This window comes from Staphylococcus saprophyticus subsp. saprophyticus ATCC 15305 = NCTC 7292, assembly GCF_000010125.1.
Lineage (GTDB): Bacteria > Bacillota > Bacilli > Staphylococcales > Staphylococcaceae > Staphylococcus > Staphylococcus saprophyticus.
Genome location: NC_007350.1, coordinates 1,283,028 through 1,301,785 on the forward strand (window position 1 = coordinate 1,283,028; position 18,758 = coordinate 1,301,785).

The following is an 18,758-nucleotide window of genomic DNA, read 5'->3' on the forward strand; positions in this document are numbered from 1 at the left end:
GTAAAAAATGATTAGTTTAAATCCCTATAGAATTGGATTTAGAACAATTAAAACTGCTGTTGGAATGGCGCTTGGTATCATTATTGCCAAATTAATTGGCCTTGATAATTTTGCTTCAAGCGCTATTTTAGTTGTTTTATGCATTAAGCATACGAAAGTACATTCACTACAAGCCATTGTATCACGCTTTGTATCTTGCTTTATGATTTTAATATTTGGCTCTATTGCTTTCAGCCTTTTAGGGCAACATGCAATCGTATTAGGCATCATCGTATTGTTTTTTATACCACTAACTGTGGTATTTAAAGTTCAAGAAGGCGTGGTAACAAGTTGTGTTATTTTATTACATGTGTTCAATGCTCAAACAATCGATTTACATTTATTTATAAATGAAATTTTATTGCTCGTTGTCGGATTAGGAATAGCTTTTTTAATGAATAGTATTATGCCTAGTTTAGATAGCAATTTAAAGCATTATAAACAACAAATTGAACAACAGTTCACAGCAATTTTTGAAACATTTAGCGAAACATGTCAAAAAACTAATATATCGATTGATATTTCTTTCAAACAATTAAAATTCACGATTCGTAAAGCAAAATCTATTGCGTTTAGAGATGTTAAAAACCATTTTGTTAGAAACGAAAACTCTTATTATCATTATTTTGATATGAGAGAAGAACAATTAGAATTATTGCATCGTATGGCTTTAATTATAGAAAATATTGAAACAAAGGACTGTATGTTAACTAAGATTTCTAATTTATTTGCCGAAGTAGCTACGAATGTAAATAGCAATGACTATACTGCATTACGTTTACATTCTTTATATGAAATAAGATTAGAACTGAATGAGGCAGAGTTACCCACAACACACGAATCATTTAGAACGAGAGCAAGTTTATTACAATTATTAAATGAATTAGAAGCCTATTTGGCTGTTAAATCACAATTCGGTTCATTAAGGTTACATAGCGATCAAAAAGTTACCATTTAAACAAATCAATGAAACAGACCGGGACAACAATTTGTCTCGGCCTGTTTCATTGATTTGAGGTATAAGTAACTAAATTGATGATATTTTTAATATGCTTTTCTAATAGCAAATTACTACGCTCATATAATTCAAATGAGATTTGAGTAAAGATCATACTCATGTTTCAGTCATTTTAAATGCGATTATTAAATTATATTACTTACACACATTTATTAATACATTAACGATTAATTTACTAATGGCACGACGCTCGTCAAGATTAATGCAAGAACGACAGCTATTAACATAACTACGATAATAACTCTTAATACTTTATTATTATTCAAAATTATTCCTCCAACTTATCTAATTTCATCAATATCATGCACATAATTAAATACGCATCAATATATATTTATATACATATTATATCACATAGCATCTACATACGTTGAATCATATTAGTTTTACTGCTCTATATAATTCGTTAAACTGAACTATAAGACATATAAATATTAGAATGGGGAATTATAGATGATTAACGAACAACGACTTTTAGACACATTCTTAGAATTAGTCCAAATAAATTCTGAGAGTGGTAATGAACAAATGATTCAATCACATCTCAAATCACAATTTGAATCATTAGGATTATTAGTTCAAGAAGATAATGCTAGTAAAAATGAAAATTTAGGTGCTAACAATTTGATTTGCACTTTACCTGCTACATCAAATTTAGATCATATAGATAAAATTTATTTTACTAGTCATATGGATACTGTTGTCCCCGGTTTAAATGTAAAACCTCAAATTAAAGATGATGGATACATATATTCTGATGGAACTACAATTTTAGGTGCTGATGATAAAGCAGGGTTAGCTGCTATTTTAGAATGTATAAACGTTTTAAAAGAACAAAACATACCTCATGGTCAAATCCAATTCGTTATTACTGTTAGTGAAGAATCAGGACTTGAGGGTGCAAAAACATTAGATCAAACCTTATTAGATGCCAATTATGGATATGCTATTGATGCCAGTGTTGGCGTAGGTACAACTGTGACACATGCGCCCACTCAAATGAAAGTAAATGCTACAATCTATGGAAAGAGCGCACATGCGAGTACCCCAAGTAAAGGCGTAAGCGCGATTAATATAGCAGCTAAAGCAGTAAGTGAAATGAAATTAGGACAAATAGACGACTATACTACTGCAAATATTGGACGATTTGAAGGTGGCTCTGCTACAAATATTGTTGCAGATAAAGTTACACTTAAAGCTGAAGCACGCTCTCATTCAGATAAAAGTATTGAATCTCAAGTACAGCATATGAAAACAGTGTTTGAAGAAACGGCAGAAAAATATGGATGTACTTCTGAAGTTGAAATCATTAAGAGCTATCCTGGTTTTAAAATTCATGACGAAGCTACAGTAACTCAAGTAGCAAAGGCAAGTGCAACTGCATTAGGCTTAAAACCTAACACTGTGCTGGCAGGTGGAGGATCAGATGGTAATATCATTAATCAATTGGGAATTCCTACTGTTATTTTAGGCGTAGGTTATGAAAACATTCACACAACTGAAGAACGCATGCCAATAAATTCTTTAAATTTATTAACAAAACAATTACTTAAAATTGTAGAAATAATTACTCAACAATCTACGAACTGATTAAGTGATTATTATTATCGCTTTGTGATACAATATACTAGAAAACTTAAATAAGAGAGGTTAGTTAAATGACACAACAAATTGGTGTAGTAGGTTTAGCCGTAATGGGTAAAAACCTTGCTTGGAATATTGAATCTCGTGGATATAGTGTTTCAGTATTTAATCGTTCTTCAGAAAAAACTGATGAAATGGTTAAGGAATCTGAAGGAAAAAACATACATCCAACATACTCTATAGAAGAATTTGTTAATTCTCTAGAAAAACCACGTAAAATTTTATTAATGGTTAAAGCTGGTCCAGCAACAGATGCAACAATTGATAGCTTATTACCATTATTAGACAATGATGATATATTAATTGATGGTGGTAATACAAACTATCAAGATACAATCAGACGAAATAAAGCACTTGCTGAAAGTGGCGTTAACTTTATCGGCATGGGTGTATCAGGCGGAGAAGTTGGCGCGTTAACTGGTCCTTCATTAATGCCTGGTGGTCAAGAGGCTGCTTTTGATAAAGTAAGTGACATATTAGAATCTATCTCTGCTAAAGCTGATGATGGTGCAGCTTGTGTAGCTTACATTGGACCAAATGGCGCTGGACACTACGTCAAAATGGTCCACAATGGTATTGAATATGCAGACATGCAATTAATTGCTGAAAGTTATGCAATGATGAAAGATTTACTTGGTATGTCCCATGAAGAAATTTCTCAAACATTTAAAGATTGGAACGCTGGCGAATTATCAAGTTATCTAATTGAAATCACTGGTGATATCTTTACAAAATTAGATGATAACGCTGATGATGCTTTAGTTGAAAAAATACTAGATACAGCTGGTCAAAAAGGTACTGGTAAATGGACTTCAATTAACGCTTTAGAATTAGGTATTCCATTAACAATTATTACTGAATCAGTATTTGCGCGTTTCATTTCATCAATTAAAGAAGAACGTGTAAATGCTTCAAAACAATTAAATGGACCTAACGCTAAATTCGAAGGTAATAAAGATGAATTCTTAGAAAAAATTCGTAAAGCACTATATATGAGTAAAATTTGTTCATATGCACAAGGCTTTGCTCAAATGAGAAAAGCAAGTGAAGATAACGAATGGAACCTCAAATTAGGCGAATTAGCCATGATTTGGCGTGAAGGTTGTATTATTCGTGCGCAATTCTTACAAAAAATTAAAGAAGCTTATGATAATGATACTGAGTTACAAAACTTATTATTAGATCCATATTTCAAAGATATTGTAACTAATTATCAAGACGCATTACGTGATGTTGTTGCAACTGGTGTACAAAATGGTGTTCCAACACCTGGTTTCTCTGCAAGTATTAACTATTATGACAGTTATCGTTCAGAAAACTTACCAGCTAACTTAATTCAAGCACAACGTGATTATTTTGGAGCACATACTTATGAACGTAAAGACCGTGAAGGTGTCTTCCATACACAATGGATTGAAGAATAATACGATTTTAAAATTCTAATTGTATTTGTATCATAGAGGAGTCCAAGACATTATTGTTTAAATAATAATGTCTTGGCTCTTTTTTTATATGCTAGTGGATTTTAGAGAAAGAAAAAATATTTTCGCGCAAACGTTTGCACAAATCTTTTGACTTTGGTTTATATTTTCTTTATTATTTATTTTAGAAAGAGAAAGCGCTTTATTAGTTAATTAAAGGATGTCGTTATATTGGTAACTATAAAGGATATTGCAAATGCAGCAAACGTGTCTCCTTCTACTGTTTCCCGTGTGATTAGTGGTAATAGTCGCATAAGTGTAGCCACACAGGAAAAAGTGAAAAAAATAATGGCTGATTTTAATTACCAGCCAAACCATGCTGCAAGAACGCTCATAACAAAAAAATCAAAAACAATTGGTATTATTCAAAAGCAAGGTGACAAAGCAACAAGACAAAATCCATTTATTATAGAAGTATTGTCTGGTGTTTATATTGAATGTAAATACCATGATTATGCAACCATATCTACAACAGGTGAGCAAACTAGTGAAATCATAGCTGAAGTAAAACATTTGATTCAGTCTCATGCAGTTGAAGGATTTATATTGCTTTATTCAAAAGAAAACGACGAGATTGCTAATTTATTAAAACAACATGCCATACCCTATGTTGTTATAGGTAAACCAATTAACAATGAAAATGTAGTACATATAGATAATGATAATATTTTGGCATCACAATTATTAACGCGCTATTTAATAGATTTAGGACATAAAACGTTTCTATTTTTAGCGGAGATGGGTGATTATGAGGTAGTGAAAGATCGCATTAAAGGTTATAAACAAACATTGAAGGTTGCTAATTTAAAACCGAGTATAATGTTTACAGATTTGAGTCGCCAACAAATTATAAATCACTTAAAGGCGCTTGTTACTGAAAACGCTTTACCAACTATCATTATTACTTCCGACACTATGCTTAATCAACTCGTTTTAAGTGCACTATATGAATTGAATATTACTATTCCTGAAGACATACAAACTGCAACTTTTAATGACTCATATATATCAGCATACGCAGCACCACCACAAACTGCTGTAGATATTCAACCTCAATTACTAGGTAAAGCTGCAGGTGAAAGTATTATTAAATTAGTAAAAGATAGCCACATTGAATATATGAATAAAATCATACCAACGCATATCATTAATCGTTGCTCAACCAAAAAATTTTAGGAGGAAACATTATGAATAAACAATGGTGGAAAGAAGCTGTCGCATATCAAGTTTATCCAAGAAGCTTTAATGACTCAAACAACGATGGTATCGGTGACTTACCGGGTGTTATAGAAAAGTTGGATTATTTAAAGGACTTAGGTATCGATGTTATTTGGTTAAGCCCAATGTATAAATCACCAAATGATGATAACGGATATGATATTAGTGATTATAAAGATATTATGGATGAATTTGGTACGATGCATGATTTTAATCAATTACTAGAAGGTGTACATAAACGTGGCATGAAATTAATCCTTGATCTTGTTGTTAATCATACTTCAGATGAACATCCTTGGTTCATTGAATCAAAATCAAGCAAAGACAACCCCAAGCGAGATTGGTACATCTGGAAAAAGCCAAAATCAGATGGTTCTGAACCAAATAATTGGGAAAGCATATTTAATGGTTCAACTTGGGAATTTGATGAGCAAACTCAAGAATATTATTTCCATTTGTTTAGTAAAAAACAACCTGATTTAAACTGGGATAATCCAGCAGTTCGTAATGAAATATTTGATATGATGAATTGGTGGTTTGAAAAAGGAATTGATGGTTTTAGAGTAGATGCAATTACACATATAAAAAAATCATTCGAGGCTGGAGATTTATCCGTACCTGAAGGTAAAACATATGCACCGGCATTTGATGTTGATATGAATCAACCTGGCATTCAAACATGGTTACAGGAAATGAAAGATAAATCACTAAGTCAGTATAATATTATGACTGTAGGCGAAGCCAATGGTGTTAATCCAGATAATGCAGAGGATTGGGTAGGGGAAGATAAAGGCAAATTTAACATGATATTCCAATTCGAACATTTAGGTTTATGGAACACCGGTGACGTAAAATTTGATGTAAAATCATACAAAACTATATTAAATAGATGGCAAAAGAAACTAGAAAATGTAGGTTGGAATGCGTTATTTATAGAAAATCATGATCAACCTAGACGTGTATCTACATGGGGAGATGACAAAACGTATTGGTATGAATCTGCAACAAGCCATGCAATTGTTTATTTCTTACAACAAGGCACCCCATTTATTTATCAAGGACAGGAAATAGGTATGACAAATTATCCATTTGAAAGCATCGAGACTTTTAATGATGTCGCCGTAGTTAATGAATACAATATTGTAAAAGCGCAAAATGGTGATACGTCTGCATTATTAGAAAAACATAAAATGGAAAATAGAGATAATTCAAGAACGCCTATGCAATGGAACCAAAATAAAAATGCTGGATTTTCAGATCATCAACCGTGGTTCCCAGTAAATCCTAATTATCAACAAATCAATGTTGCTGAACAACAAGATAATCCAAATTCAATACTCAATTTTTATAAAGCAATGATTCAATTGAAAAAATCTGATGATGTCTACACATATGGTAAATTTGATCTTGTTGATACAAATAATGAACAAGTATTCGCATATACAAGAACATTAGATGATAAGCAGATCTTAATTGTCGGTAATCTTACTGATCAAATAACATCTTTAAATATGCCTGATTATATGTCCAATCATAGCAATCATATTTTACTTCATAACTATAAAGACCGCGCTATTAACATGAATGCATTACGACCTTTTGAAGCATTTGTCCTTGATTTAACAAACAAATAAAAATAAACTGAGCCTACAAACGTCTCAGCTTAGCCAATAGATAGACCCACCACAATAATGAGTGGTGGGTCTATCTATTTATATTTTATCGGTTTGTTTCATCATAATCTAAGTATTGTTCTTGATCTACAGGCATCCATAATTGAATTTTACAAAATGGATCATCAAATGAGATATCAAATGGATATACTTCAACGTAAAGACTATTGTGTTCATAAGGTAAAGTCATTTGTAAGCTTGTTTCTATATAATACCATGCCTCATTCACAACATAGTCTAACTCACCTTGTAGATTAAATTTTGCATATTGCCTTTCTGGAAGATATCTACTTTCTAAATGAGACGGATACCTTTCACTAGGCACACCAACAAATATTTCCATACCTTCATCTAGCGGACAATTTACTACAAACAATTCATGTGGGCTAATATCATTGTAACGTTGTAGCTCCTTGATTTTTCCATCTTCCATTAAGTCCTCAAGAAAATCTGGTACCTTAAAAGGATTCTCTAAATGTTCTGAATCGATAAATTGTGCATAACCAACTAAAGCTATGCCCGCTGCATCCTCTAAACGATATGCATTGGGCGGTTTTTCTGTTGTTGTTAATTTAATATATAAACGTGGTTGCATCTTTAGCTCTTCACGTTTTGTGTTGACTTGAATAGGTGAAACCCCGTGAAAGTCACTAAAATCATTTGCAAAAGCATTTGTGTCACTGTAATGATATTTTTTAGCAATATCCATTAATCGACTAGATCCACTTATAATTTCATTCGCTGCTAATGTCATTCTACGAGACCTAGCATATTCTGTCGGAGATTGACCAACAATCATTTTAAACGATTGATCGAGGTGATATGGTGAAAGACCAACGTAATCACTGAGTGCTTGCAAATGAAAAGGCACTAATAAATGATCTTCTATATAAACAATTGCCTGTTGTATTTGCTTGATAACGTCCAAAACTTTCACTCCTAAACTAGATTTTCCATTCAAATAAAAAAACATAAACTATCTACTGATAGAGCACGAATCAAATTCACAACGAATCACTTTTCTCACGAAGTAACCCTCTATATTTATCAGCCGATGTATCAACTGAATAACACAAAAAACATATGATCCCGTGTTTTACTACTCTTAAAAAATGACTACATAATATAATATGTTTTTAACTGATTAAGTATATTCTACATCATTTTCATTCCGCTTACATCTTAAAAATATTAAATAGGGTAAAATGTAAATAAGTTATTTGGCATTCACTTTTTTTACTCAATAGCTTAAATCATAACATAAAAAATAGTTAACAAAAAAGCATCAACATTGTAAAGTTACAAATGTTGATGCTCGTATGATTAGCAATATATTATTTAATGAATATCGTCCCACCATTTGAAACCATCTCTACTTAATAATAAATCACTATCAAGCGGACCATTAGAACCTGACTCATAATTAGGAAACTCTGGTTCATTTTGATTCCATTCTTCTTGAATTGCATCTACAAACTTCCATGTCGATTTTAATTCTTCCCAATGTGTAAAGTTTGTAGCATCACCATTTAAGCAATCAAACAATAAGTTTTCATATGCATCGACTGTGTTCATTTTATCTTGTGCACTCATTGCATATGATAATTGAACAGGTTCTGTCTCTATGCCTTGTACATTTTTCTTAGCATTTAAGTGTAATGACACACCTTCATTAGGCTGAATATTGATTACAAGTAAGTTTGAGTCTAATTTTTTATCAGTTTCATAATACAAGTTCATTGGCACTTCTTTAAATTCAACAACAACTTGTATTGTTTTACTCTTCATACGTTTACCAGTTCTAATATAAAAAGGTACGCCTGCCCATCTAAAGTTATCGATCGTTAATTTACCTGCTACGAAAGTAGGGGTAGTAGAATTTTCAGCAACACGATCTTCACCTCTATATTTTGGTACTTTTTGACCTTGGATTACACCTTCATCATATTGACCACGGACAAAGTTCTGTCTCACTTCTTCTGGTTCTAATTTTCGTAATGATTTAAGCGCTTTTACTTTTTCTGCTCTAATATCTTCACTGTGTAAACTGATAGGCGCTTCCATAGCAAGTAGGGCAACCATTTGTAGCATATGGTTTTGTACCATATCTTTTAATGCACCACTTGATTCATAATAACCACCTCTATCTTCTACACCTAATACTTCAGAAGATGTTACTTGGATATTGGAAATATATTTGTTATTCCATAGTGGTTCGAACATTGCGTTAGCAAAACGTAGCACTTCGATATTTTGTACCATATCTTTACCTAAGTAATGATCAATACGATAAATTTCTTCTTCTTTAAATGAACGACGTAATTGTTCATTTAAATCTTCAGCAGAGGCTAAATCAGAGCCAAATGGTTTTTCGATGACTAAACGTTTGAAACCAGTCGTTTCTGTTAATCCAGATGATTTTAAATAATCAGAAATTACACCAAAGAATTTTGGCGCCATAGCTAAATAGAACAATCTATTACCATTTAAATTAAATTCAGTGTCTAGTTTATTACTAACTTCTAGTAATGATTGATAGCTTGCTTCGTCACTTACATCGTGTTTATGATAAAATACATGTTCCATAAATTTATCAAGATGCTTCGTGTCTTTAACATGTTCTTGAATAGATGATTTCACTTGACTACGAAAATCATCATTTGTTAACTCTCTTCGACCTATACCAATTATAGCAACTTGTTCATTTAAATTTTCTTGTTGATATAGATGGAACAATGATGGGAATAATTTTCTGTGACTTAAATCACCCGTTGCTCCGAATATTGTTATTAAGCATGGAATGTCTTTATTTTTAGTATTCAAGATCAAAACCTCAATTCTTTTTATAAATCTCTTTATATTATAGAACAATAATCTGTTTAGTTCATACCTTTTTGCTTGAGAGAAGAAAATTTTAATATATTTTTTATTCTTTTCTATGATAAAATGTGAACAAGAAGAGGAGGCATATGCATGGAAATCACATTTTTTGGTACGAGTGCTGGTCTACCAACAAAAGAACGAAATACACAAGCAATTGCATTAAACTTGGAACCATATTCTAATAATATCTGGCTATTTGATGTCGGTGAAGGTACACAACACCAAATATTGCATCATTCTATTAAATTAGGAAAGGTAGATCACATTTTTATAACGCATATGCATGGAGACCATATTTTTGGGTTACCAGGATTATTAACGAGTAGGTCGTTTCAAGGTGGTGAAGGTAAGCCACTAACACTCATTGGACCTAAAGGAATTAAAGCATATATAGAAACGACTTTACGTTTATCTGAATCTAAATTAAATTATCCAATTACATATATAGAAATCGAAAACCACTTATCCTATCAAAATAATGGTTTTAATGTAGAAGCGCATATGTTAAATCACGGTATACCTTCTTTCGGATATCGTATCGAAGCACCTTATACATCTGGAAAAATAGATGTATCGGCGCTTAAAGAAATTGGGTTAGAGCCTGGGCCTAAATATCAAGATGTAAAAAATAATGAAACATTTGAATATAATGGCATTATTTATAATTCCAAAGATTTTAAAGGGGATGCTGTGAAAGGACCTGTTATCGCTATATTTGGTGATACAATGCCGTGTCAAAATGAAGAAATCATCGCCGATCATGCTAATGTTATGGTTCATGAAAGTACTTATATAGAAGGTGATAAATCATTAGCAAACAATTATCATCATAGCCATATTGAGGATGTATTTACACTAATAGAAAATGCCCACGTAGATTATAGCTTGATTACACACATGAGTAATCGTTACACAATTGAAGAAGTTGAAACGATTAGTAAATCACTCAAATCACTTCCCACTACACCTCCATTTAAATTTGTGAAAGATTTTGATTCGTGGTCTTTTTAAAACTTGCTTATAATAATGAATATAGTGGAAATTAAAATCCCATATATAAAATACCCTTTAAAGTGAAATTTTTAGAACTTCTACTTTAAAGGGTGTTTATAATTTTATGAAAAAACATGTTTCTATTTATTATTGTTGTAAAATGTCAGTCCTTAATCTTCATCCTGGCTTGAAAGTTCAACGCTACGATCCACTGCAGCTCTCAAACAATCCTCAAAAACACTTTCTAAGTCATGTTGTGAAAGGGCATTTAATCCTGCTTGAGTAGTGCCACCTTTAGATGTGATGTTTTTTCTAAGTTGTTCCATGCTTAATTCAGAACGTTCAATCATTTTACTTGTTCCAATAATTAAGTTTCGAATCGATTCTTCGACTTGTGCTTTTTCCAAACCTAAGCGTGTACCAGCTGTAACATATTGCTCGAATACATGGTATAAAAATGCTGGACCACTTCCTGTAATGGCTGTCACTTGATGTAAATTATCCTCTGGAACCTCTATTGCTGAACCAAAGGCATTAATTAATTCATCGACTTCGTCTTTAGAATTTGGACCAAAATTACTTGAAAAACTAATTCCAGTAACTGAATGACCTACATGTGCATTGGTATTTGGCATAATACGTGCAATTGGATTGTCCGCTTCCAATTTTTCTCTTATATAACTAATGGGTAAACCAGCCATGATAGAGATAAATTTATTTTTGTCTGTTATAAATGGTTTAATTCTTTCTGCTAATGATTCGAAATCATAAGGTTTAGTTCCTAAAAATACATAATCTGCCGCTTTTAATAACGCTTCATCATCATAACTATAATTGACACCTAACTTTTCAGCATATTCTTTAAGTGCAACTTCATTAGAACGATTTGTTAAATAAATATCATTGGAATCTATAACTTTAGAATTAACGATACCTGTAAAAATTGCATGTGCCATATTACCAGCACCATAAAATACTAGTTTCATGTGAACATTTCACTTCCTCTGAGTTTTTATGTTTCATTTATGTATCTATAGTAACATAGTTTCACAATATGCCTAATATTTCCATAATAAATGGCATAACGTAATGACTTCATATATACTATCCATATATTAACAAAGGGTAGGGATACATATGATAGGTAGACATTATGTCTTAACAGGCGCATCAAGTGGATTAGGTAAATCTATCTTACACATTCTATTACAAAAACAGGTCTATGTGACTGCACTGGTACGTGACGTTAATAAGCTAAAGCCGCTTCAATTAAAATATGGCTCCTCACATTTAAAGATTATCCAATGTGATTTACAGTCCACATCGCAAATCGTCCAACTTAGCAACCATTTTAAAGGACAATCCATCGATGGTATCATCTATAGTTCTGGGTTAGGTTATTTCAAATCAATTAATCAACACACAATAGAAGAAATGCAAGAAACATATATGTTAAATGTAATTAGCTTTAATTCATTATTAACTACATTACAACCACATTTCAGTCGCATGCCTACAATCGTAGGCATTGGAAGTCAGTCTGCATTTTTGACACAAGCTTCTGCTGCCCATTACGGTGCTAGTAAAGCTGCATTTAATCAAGTACTAAATGCACTCCGTATTGAAAAACCCAATTACCATGTACTAACAGTTAATACAGGACCAATAGCAACACCATTCCATGAAAAAGCAGATCCTTCATTAACATATTCAAAAAAATATAAAAAAATCATGCTAAACTCCGATAAATTAGCACAACGTATTGTTAATGCGATAATCACTCAAAAAGAAGAAATTAATGCACCAAGTTGGTTGCATCATCTCTTACGTATCTATCAGTTAGCACCTCGATTTATTGAAAAGCACTTCACTTTTTTATTTAATAACAAATCTTAATCAATATGAGTGGTTATATAATATTAAAAGCGTATGAGTAAGATTAAATAGGATACAGTTTAGTTCACTTTCCTATCTAAAATAACTCATACGCTTTAATTGGTTAACTTATTTTAAATGTTGCGTGTATTCTAAATTTTTAACGCGATCACGTGCTGCTTTCAATTTTTCTAAGCTGATATCTTTAGACAGTTTATAATTTTCAACATTTTCATCCAGTTGATTCACACTACTTGCCCCTACAATGATTGAACCTAACGCATCATGAGAGGTTAAGTAATTAAATGTTAAACTGGATAGATTGCTTTCGATTTCTTTAATAGATGCAACAGTTTCGCCTAATTCAGGATATGTGTAATCAAAAATACCTTCTGAAAACTTACGATCTAAGGCTTGATTACTGTTAGAAGTTAACAATCCTTTAAAAACTGGACCACGAGCTAAAACTTTCACTTTTTTAGCATGTACATCATCTAATAACGCTTCCGGTCTATTATCTATTAAATTAAATTGAGACATGAGTGTTTCAATATCACTATGTTTTAAATAATAATCGATAACATTGGGTCTAATTGAAGAAATACCATATGCTCGGACGATGCCTTCTTGTTTCAATTCATCGAATGCAGCAATCGTTTCATCTAGAGGATCATCTATCGTTCCACCATGTAATTGATACAAGTCTAAATGGTCAAGTCCTAAGCGACTTAATGAACCTTTTACTGCTTCTTTAATGTAAGCTTTCGAAGGGTCCCAAAACGTAGAACCATCATCAGCTAAATGATTTCCTACTTTAGTACCAATGACGATGTCACTTCTATCTTGATATTTTTTAAGTGTTTTTCCTACAATATCTTCATTTACACCTTTATCATATATATCTGCTGTATCAAAGTAAGTAATACCATGTTCTATTGCACGTTCTATAATTGGTTCAGCTTGGTTAATATCTGTGCCTAAACTCATACAACCTAATCCTAATTCTGAGAGTTCAATACCACTTTTTAAAACATTTTTTTGCATGTCGTTTCTCCTTTCGATACACTCAAATCATAGGGATTAAAAATAATTTTACTAAATACGACTTATTAGTCATTTGAAATACTTATTTTAATTGCTCCCTATATACTAACGTATTTATCTTAACAGTAACTTAAATCAAATTAAAGGAACGTGATTAAAATGAATTTATATGAGAAAACAATACATAAAGAATCCATTTATAAAGGCGCAATTATTGATTTAGAAGTCCACGATGTTGAATTACCCGATGGCAACACATCTAAACGTGAATTAGTTTATCATAATGGGGCAGTCGCAGTTTGTCCGGTGACACCTGAAAACAAAGTCATCTTAGTAAAACAATTTCGTAAACCAGCTGAAAAGCCATTATTAGAAATTCCAGCAGGCAAATTAGAAAAAGGCGAAGCACGGCTTTCTGCAGCTAAGCGTGAATTAGAAGAAGAAACAGGTTATATAGCTGAAGAGTTAGAACTAATTACAGAAATGTACGGTTCTCCGGGTTTTTCAAATGAGAAAATTTCCATATATATGGCTAATAGTTTAAAAGTTGGAGAAATGCATCTCGATGATGATGAATTTATTGAATTAGTATATTACGATGTAGACGACATTAAAGATATGTTAAAAAATAAGTATTTCGAAGATGCTAAAACGATTATTGCATTACAACATTTACTCCTTAATTATAATGATTATAAATAAGAAGCGAGTTGACTTGCGTATTTTATCAATTACTGGTATTTTATATATAAATCATTATGTAAATTAAAATGATTATAATTATTAGTAGGGGAGTGAGGCTTCCGTGGAAGAACGTTTAAATCGCGTGAAGCAACAATTACAACAATCTTCATATAAATTGACACCTCAACGAGAAGCTACGTTGCGTGTTTTAATTGAAAATGAAAAAGATCATTTAAGTGCTGAAGATGTTTATTTAAAAGTGAAGGACAAAGCACCTGAAATAGGTCTAGCAACAGTATATCGTACGTTAGAGCTATTATCAGAATTAAAAGTTGTTGATAAAATTAATTTCGGAGATGGCGTCGCTCGTTTTGATTTACGTAAAGAAGGCGCAAAACATTTTCACCACCACCTTGTTTGTATGGAATGTGGCAAAGTAGAAGAAATTGAAGAAGACTTATTGCCACAAGTTGAAGAACGTGTCGAAAATGATTTTAATTTTAGAATTTCTGATCATCGTTTGACATTCCATGGTGTATGTTCTGATTGCCAGGCATTGGGTAAATAACTCAGCTACGTACACCATTTTAAAGATAGAGGTGGTATCTTGGATACGATTATTGAAGAATATTTGAAATTCATTCAATTAGAAAAAGGATTAAGCTCGAATACAATAGGAGCTTATCGGAGAGATTTAAAAAAATATAATACTTTTTTAGAGTTACAAAAGATTAGTCATATTGATTTTATTGATAGAGCATCCATTCAACAATGTCTGGGGTATTTACATGATAATGGCGCTTCTGCTAAATCGTTAGCACGGTTTATTTCAACAATTAGAAGTTTTCATCAATTTGCGTTGAGAGAAAAGTATGCTGCAAAAGATCCAACTGTACTTATCGAGACACCCAAATATGATCGCAAATTACCTGATGTATTAGAAATAAATGAAGTGTTAGCACTATTGGAAACGCCCAATTTGGCTAAAATAAATGGGTATCGAGATCGCACAATGCTAGAGTTATTATATGCGACAGGCATGCGTGTTTCTGAGCTCATCCAAATTGAGTTAGAAGATGTAAATTTAATTATGGGCTTTGTCAAAGTATTTGGAAAAGGTAATAAAGAGCGTATTGTACCTTTAGGTGACACAGTAATAGAATATTTAAAGACATACATAGAAACCATTCGTCCTCAATTGTTGAAGAAAACAGTGACGAATACCTTATTTCTAAATATGCATGGCAAACCTTTATCAAGACAAGCTATATGGAAAATGATTAAACAAAACGCTATCAAAGCTAATATCACAAAATCATTAACACCACATACATTGAGACATTCATTTGCCACGCATTTACTAGAAAATGGGGCAGATTTACGTGCAGTTCAAGAAATGTTAGGACATTCTGATATATCTACCACACAATTGTATACACATGTATCCAAATCACAAATTAGAAAAATGTATAATGAATTTCATCCACGTGCATAAACACAGACAAGTTGACTCGTTGAATAACTCGCCTGTGTTTTTATATGCAAACAATTGGTTTAGTACTTTTATTTTCTTTCTTGTTGTTTTTGATATAATGCGTTTAAACGAGCCTCATTCACTTCTGTTCTATCTCTTTCTAAATGATGATTAACAATGTAACTATCTCTAATAACATATTCCGTCATGATATAGTTTGGATACGTTGTTAAAATTTTTTGTTGCATTTGTGAAGTGATTGGTAACTGTACTGGTGCAAATTTTTGACCATTTTCAATAGCATGTACTAATTCAGCAATCACTTTTTGGTATGCTTTGATATCAATACCTAGATTGATTTCTTCTTTGTAAGGTTCAATAACTTTTAATGCTTTTCTAAAAGATTTGATAGCACCTTTATCATTTTCTCTACGAAAGTGATAACATCCAGTTGCAAATAAAATTAAACTGACGACAGCGTCATCCTTACTGAAAGATTTATTTTCCTTCCAAGCTTCCTCTAAAATGTCGTGACATAAAAAGTAATGTTGATTCGTATGAAATTGAAAATAAAATTCCTTTAATGCATTTTCCATAAAAAACCGCTCCAAATTTAAATGTTTTCATTAAACATGCTATAATACTTTAGTGAATTACGCACTTAACTTGCGATATGAGGTAGATAAAATGTACGAAGTAAAACTAGATGCCTTTAATGGACCATTAGATTTATTATTGCATCTTATACAAAAAATTGAAATTGATATTTATGATATTCCTATGAAAGCATTAACTGAGCAGTATATGCAATATATACATACGATGAATCAATTAGAAATTAATATTGCTAGTGAATACTTAGTCATGGCTTCAGAATTATTGATGATAAAAAGTAAAATGCTTCTACCTCAAACGAATGAAGTGGAAGATTTAGATGATGATCCACGAGACGAATTGGTGGATCGTTTAATCGAATATCAAAATTATAAAGCCTACACTGAATTTTTAAATGAACGTAAAGTCGAACGTGCTTTATATTTTTCTAAACATCCAACGGATTTATCCCATTTAGAATCCAATGAAACATGGAGCCCAGATAATACAATTGATTTAACAGAATTAATCATTGCCTATCAAAAAGTAAAAAACAGAGTTGAGTTCCATACACCTAAAACAGTAGATATACGTAAAGAAACATTCACAATACAACAAGCAACTTCACAAGTCACTGATAAATTAAAGCAGCATGAGTCCTTTAACTTCTTTAGCTTATTTAATTTTACAGAACCGATAGAAATGGTAGTGACACATTTCTTAGCTATACTTGAAATGTCAAAATCCGGTATAGTAAATATTGAACAAGCAAAAAGTTTTGATGATATTAATATTTTAAGAGGAGTAAACTATGGCGTTGCAAGATAAAGGCATATTAGAAGCACTACTATACACAGCCGGAGACGAAGGTTTGGATCAACAGCAACTACTAGAAATTTTAGAAATTGAACCAACAACATTAACAGAATTAATTGAAGCGTATGATTCACCCGGTTTAACGATTCAACACTACGGTAATACTTATGTATTAACTACCAAGAAAGAAGCATCTGATTATATCGAACAATTAATTGAACAAAAATCAAAAATGAAATTATCACAAGCTGCAATGGAATCTTTATCCATCATTGCATATAATCAGCCCTTATCACGCAGTGATATTGAACTAATTAGAGGTATTAATTCAGACGGCGCTGTTAAAACATTAATCGCTCGCGGTTTAGTAGAAGCTAAAGAGGAAGCCGATTCTAGAAGTCATCAACTTTATACCACTGAACTATTTTTAAACGTATTTGGTATTGAACATTTAGACGATTTACCTACTACAGACGAAGAAGATGAAGAAATCGAAGCGTTCTTTAGTAACTTAGTTAATCAAAAAGGAGATAATCATGAATAAAGATACAGAAAGACTTCAAAAACGTATTGCCAACAGTGGCTATACTTCACGTAGAAAAGCAGAAACTTTAATTACTGAAGGCAAAGTAAAAGTGAATGGCACAGTTGAAACTGAATTAGGCACTAAAGTTAAACCTTCTGATAGCATCGAAGTAGAGGGTATCAAATTAGAACAAGAAGACAAATTATATATACTATTTTATAAACCTGCACAAGTCATCACCAGTGTTTCAGATGACAGAGGGCGTAAAGTTGTAACTGACTACTTTAAACAAATTAAAACAAGAATTTATCCAGTTGGCCGTTTAGATTATGATACATCTGGTTTATTATTACTGACAAATGACGGCGAATTCACTAATCTTATGACACATCCACGTTATAAAATAAAGAAAAAATATGTAGTAAAATTAAAAGGTTATCTCATGCGTGAAGAAGTGAAATCGCTTGAACAAGGTGTCCAACTAGAAGATGGTGTTACTCAACCTGCTATAATTAAAGTGAAAAATCAAGATAAAGATAAAAACACAACATTAGTTGAAATCACTATTACTGAAGGACGTAATCGACAAGTGCGTCGCATGTTTGAACATTTTGGACATCAAGTAACCAAATTGCAACGCATTGAATTTGGACCATTAAACTTGAAAGGTTTAAATGCTGGTGAAGGTAGAGTACTTACGCCACACGAAGTTAAAATGATACGCCAAATTGCAGAACACGGTAATTAATCTGAATTTAAATTATCAACTATGATAATTTTTTCACAAACTTTTTCT

General features: G+C 32.0%; 19 protein-coding genes. 13 read left to right on the forward strand and 6 right to left on the reverse strand.

Features of this window, described 5'->3' with window-relative positions; genetic code table 11:
- Positions 1-7 precede the first annotated feature (7 nt).
- Positions 8-997: an aromatic acid exporter family protein gene (locus SSP_RS06325; RefSeq protein ID WP_011303047.1), complete on the forward strand. Its 990-nt coding sequence runs from the start codon at positions 8-10 to the stop codon at positions 995-997.
- Positions 998-1,224: 227 nt separating this feature from the next.
- Here SSP_RS06325 and prli42 read toward each other — a convergent pair whose 3' ends face one another.
- The gene (prli42, locus tag SSP_RS12990) at positions 1,225-1,323 is read right to left on the reverse strand and encodes a stressosome-associated protein Prli42 (protein ID WP_150873476.1); all 99 of its coding nucleotides are present in this window, start codon (positions 1,321-1,323) and stop codon (positions 1,225-1,227) included.
- Between the two features lie 187 nt (positions 1,324-1,510).
- On the opposite strand from prli42, the gene SSP_RS06330 reads away from it, so the two are divergent.
- The 4 genes from SSP_RS06330 (at position 1,511) to SSP_RS06345 (ending at position 7,034) form a co-directional block, all read left to right on the forward strand.
- Complete coding sequence (locus tag SSP_RS06330; protein WP_011303048.1) at positions 1,511-2,647, forward strand: M20/M25/M40 family metallo-hydrolase; 1,137 nt, start codon at positions 1,511-1,513, stop codon at positions 2,645-2,647.
- Positions 2,648-2,715: 68 nt separating this feature from the next.
- Positions 2,716-4,125 carry an NADP-dependent phosphogluconate dehydrogenase gene (gene gndA, locus SSP_RS06335; protein ID WP_011303049.1) on the forward strand — a complete coding sequence of 470 codons (1,410 nt, stop codon included), beginning with the start codon at positions 2,716-2,718 and terminating at the stop codon, positions 4,123-4,125.
- 228 nt (positions 4,126-4,353) lie between these two features.
- On the forward strand, positions 4,354-5,358 hold the full coding sequence (locus SSP_RS06340; RefSeq protein ID WP_011303050.1) for a LacI family DNA-binding transcriptional regulator: 1,005 nt from the start codon (positions 4,354-4,356) through the stop codon (positions 5,356-5,358).
- Positions 5,359-5,369: 11 nt separating this feature from the next.
- Positions 5,370-7,034, forward strand: coding sequence for a glycoside hydrolase family 13 protein (locus SSP_RS06345; protein WP_011303051.1), 1,665 nt, complete (start codon positions 5,370-5,372; stop codon positions 7,032-7,034).
- An 85-nt stretch (positions 7,035-7,119) separates the two neighbouring features.
- Here SSP_RS06345 and SSP_RS06350 read toward each other — a convergent pair whose 3' ends face one another.
- A complete protein-coding gene (locus tag SSP_RS06350; protein ID WP_011303052.1) occupies positions 7,120-8,001 on the reverse strand; it encodes an AraC family transcriptional regulator in 882 nt (293 codons plus the stop codon).
- Positions 8,002-8,411: 410 nt separating this feature from the next.
- Positions 8,412-9,896: a glucose-6-phosphate dehydrogenase gene (gene zwf, locus SSP_RS06355; protein ID WP_011303053.1), complete on the reverse strand. Its 1,485-nt coding sequence runs from the start codon at positions 9,894-9,896 to the stop codon at positions 8,412-8,414.
- Positions 9,897-10,046: 150 nt separating this feature from the next.
- Between zwf and rnz the strand changes: the two genes are divergently transcribed.
- Positions 10,047-10,967: a ribonuclease Z gene (rnz, locus tag SSP_RS06360; RefSeq protein ID WP_002483224.1), complete on the forward strand. Its 921-nt coding sequence runs from the start codon at positions 10,047-10,049 to the stop codon at positions 10,965-10,967.
- A 152-nt stretch (positions 10,968-11,119) separates the two neighbouring features.
- Here rnz and proC read toward each other — a convergent pair whose 3' ends face one another.
- Entirely contained in the window at positions 11,120-11,935 is an 816-nt protein-coding gene (gene proC / locus SSP_RS06365; RefSeq protein WP_011303054.1) for a pyrroline-5-carboxylate reductase, read from the reverse strand.
- A gap of 151 nt (positions 11,936-12,086) precedes the next feature.
- On the opposite strand from proC, the gene SSP_RS06370 reads away from it, so the two are divergent.
- The gene (locus SSP_RS06370) at positions 12,087-12,845 is read left to right on the forward strand and encodes an SDR family NAD(P)-dependent oxidoreductase (protein ID WP_011303055.1); all 759 of its coding nucleotides are present in this window, start codon (positions 12,087-12,089) and stop codon (positions 12,843-12,845) included.
- Between the two features lie 108 nt (positions 12,846-12,953).
- Here SSP_RS06370 and SSP_RS06375 read toward each other — a convergent pair whose 3' ends face one another.
- On the reverse strand, positions 12,954-13,868 hold the full coding sequence (locus SSP_RS06375) for an aldo/keto reductase (RefSeq protein ID WP_011303056.1): 915 nt from the start codon (positions 13,866-13,868) through the stop codon (positions 12,954-12,956).
- 159 nt (positions 13,869-14,027) lie between these two features.
- On the opposite strand from SSP_RS06375, the gene SSP_RS06380 reads away from it, so the two are divergent.
- From SSP_RS06380 to xerD, 3 genes are all read left to right on the forward strand, one after another.
- Positions 14,028-14,570 carry an NUDIX hydrolase gene (locus SSP_RS06380; protein WP_011303057.1) on the forward strand — a complete coding sequence of 181 codons (543 nt, stop codon included), beginning with the start codon at positions 14,028-14,030 and terminating at the stop codon, positions 14,568-14,570.
- Positions 14,571-14,673: 103 nt separating this feature from the next.
- On the forward strand, positions 14,674-15,120 hold the full coding sequence (locus SSP_RS06385; RefSeq protein ID WP_002483229.1) for a Fur family transcriptional regulator: 447 nt from the start codon (positions 14,674-14,676) through the stop codon (positions 15,118-15,120).
- A gap of 39 nt (positions 15,121-15,159) precedes the next feature.
- Positions 15,160-16,047 (forward strand): site-specific tyrosine recombinase XerD, encoded by an 888-nt coding sequence (xerD, locus tag SSP_RS06390; RefSeq protein ID WP_002483230.1) that lies wholly within the window; start codon positions 15,160-15,162, stop codon positions 16,045-16,047.
- Positions 16,048-16,115: 68 nt separating this feature from the next.
- On the opposite strand, the gene SSP_RS06395 is transcribed toward xerD, so the two are convergent.
- Positions 16,116-16,622, reverse strand: coding sequence for a DUF309 domain-containing protein (locus tag SSP_RS06395; RefSeq protein WP_011303058.1), 507 nt, complete (start codon positions 16,620-16,622; stop codon positions 16,116-16,118).
- 91 nt (positions 16,623-16,713) lie between these two features.
- Here SSP_RS06395 and SSP_RS06400 point away from each other — a divergent pair, with 91 nt between their 5' ends.
- Genes SSP_RS06400 through SSP_RS06410 form a run of 3 tightly spaced genes read left to right on the forward strand, consistent with a single transcriptional unit; the run spans position 16,714 to position 18,710 of the window.
- A complete protein-coding gene (locus SSP_RS06400; protein ID WP_011303059.1) occupies positions 16,714-17,448 on the forward strand; it encodes a segregation and condensation protein A in 735 nt (244 codons plus the stop codon).
- Complete coding sequence (scpB, locus tag SSP_RS06405) at positions 17,432-17,980, forward strand: SMC-Scp complex subunit ScpB (protein WP_002483233.1); 549 nt, start codon at positions 17,432-17,434, stop codon at positions 17,978-17,980. The genes SSP_RS06400 and scpB overlap by 17 nt, the downstream gene beginning before the upstream one ends.
- A complete protein-coding gene (locus SSP_RS06410; RefSeq protein ID WP_002483234.1) occupies positions 17,973-18,710 on the forward strand; it encodes a pseudouridine synthase in 738 nt (245 codons plus the stop codon). The genes scpB and SSP_RS06410 overlap by 8 nt, the downstream gene beginning before the upstream one ends.
- Positions 18,711-18,758 lie beyond the last annotated feature (48 nt).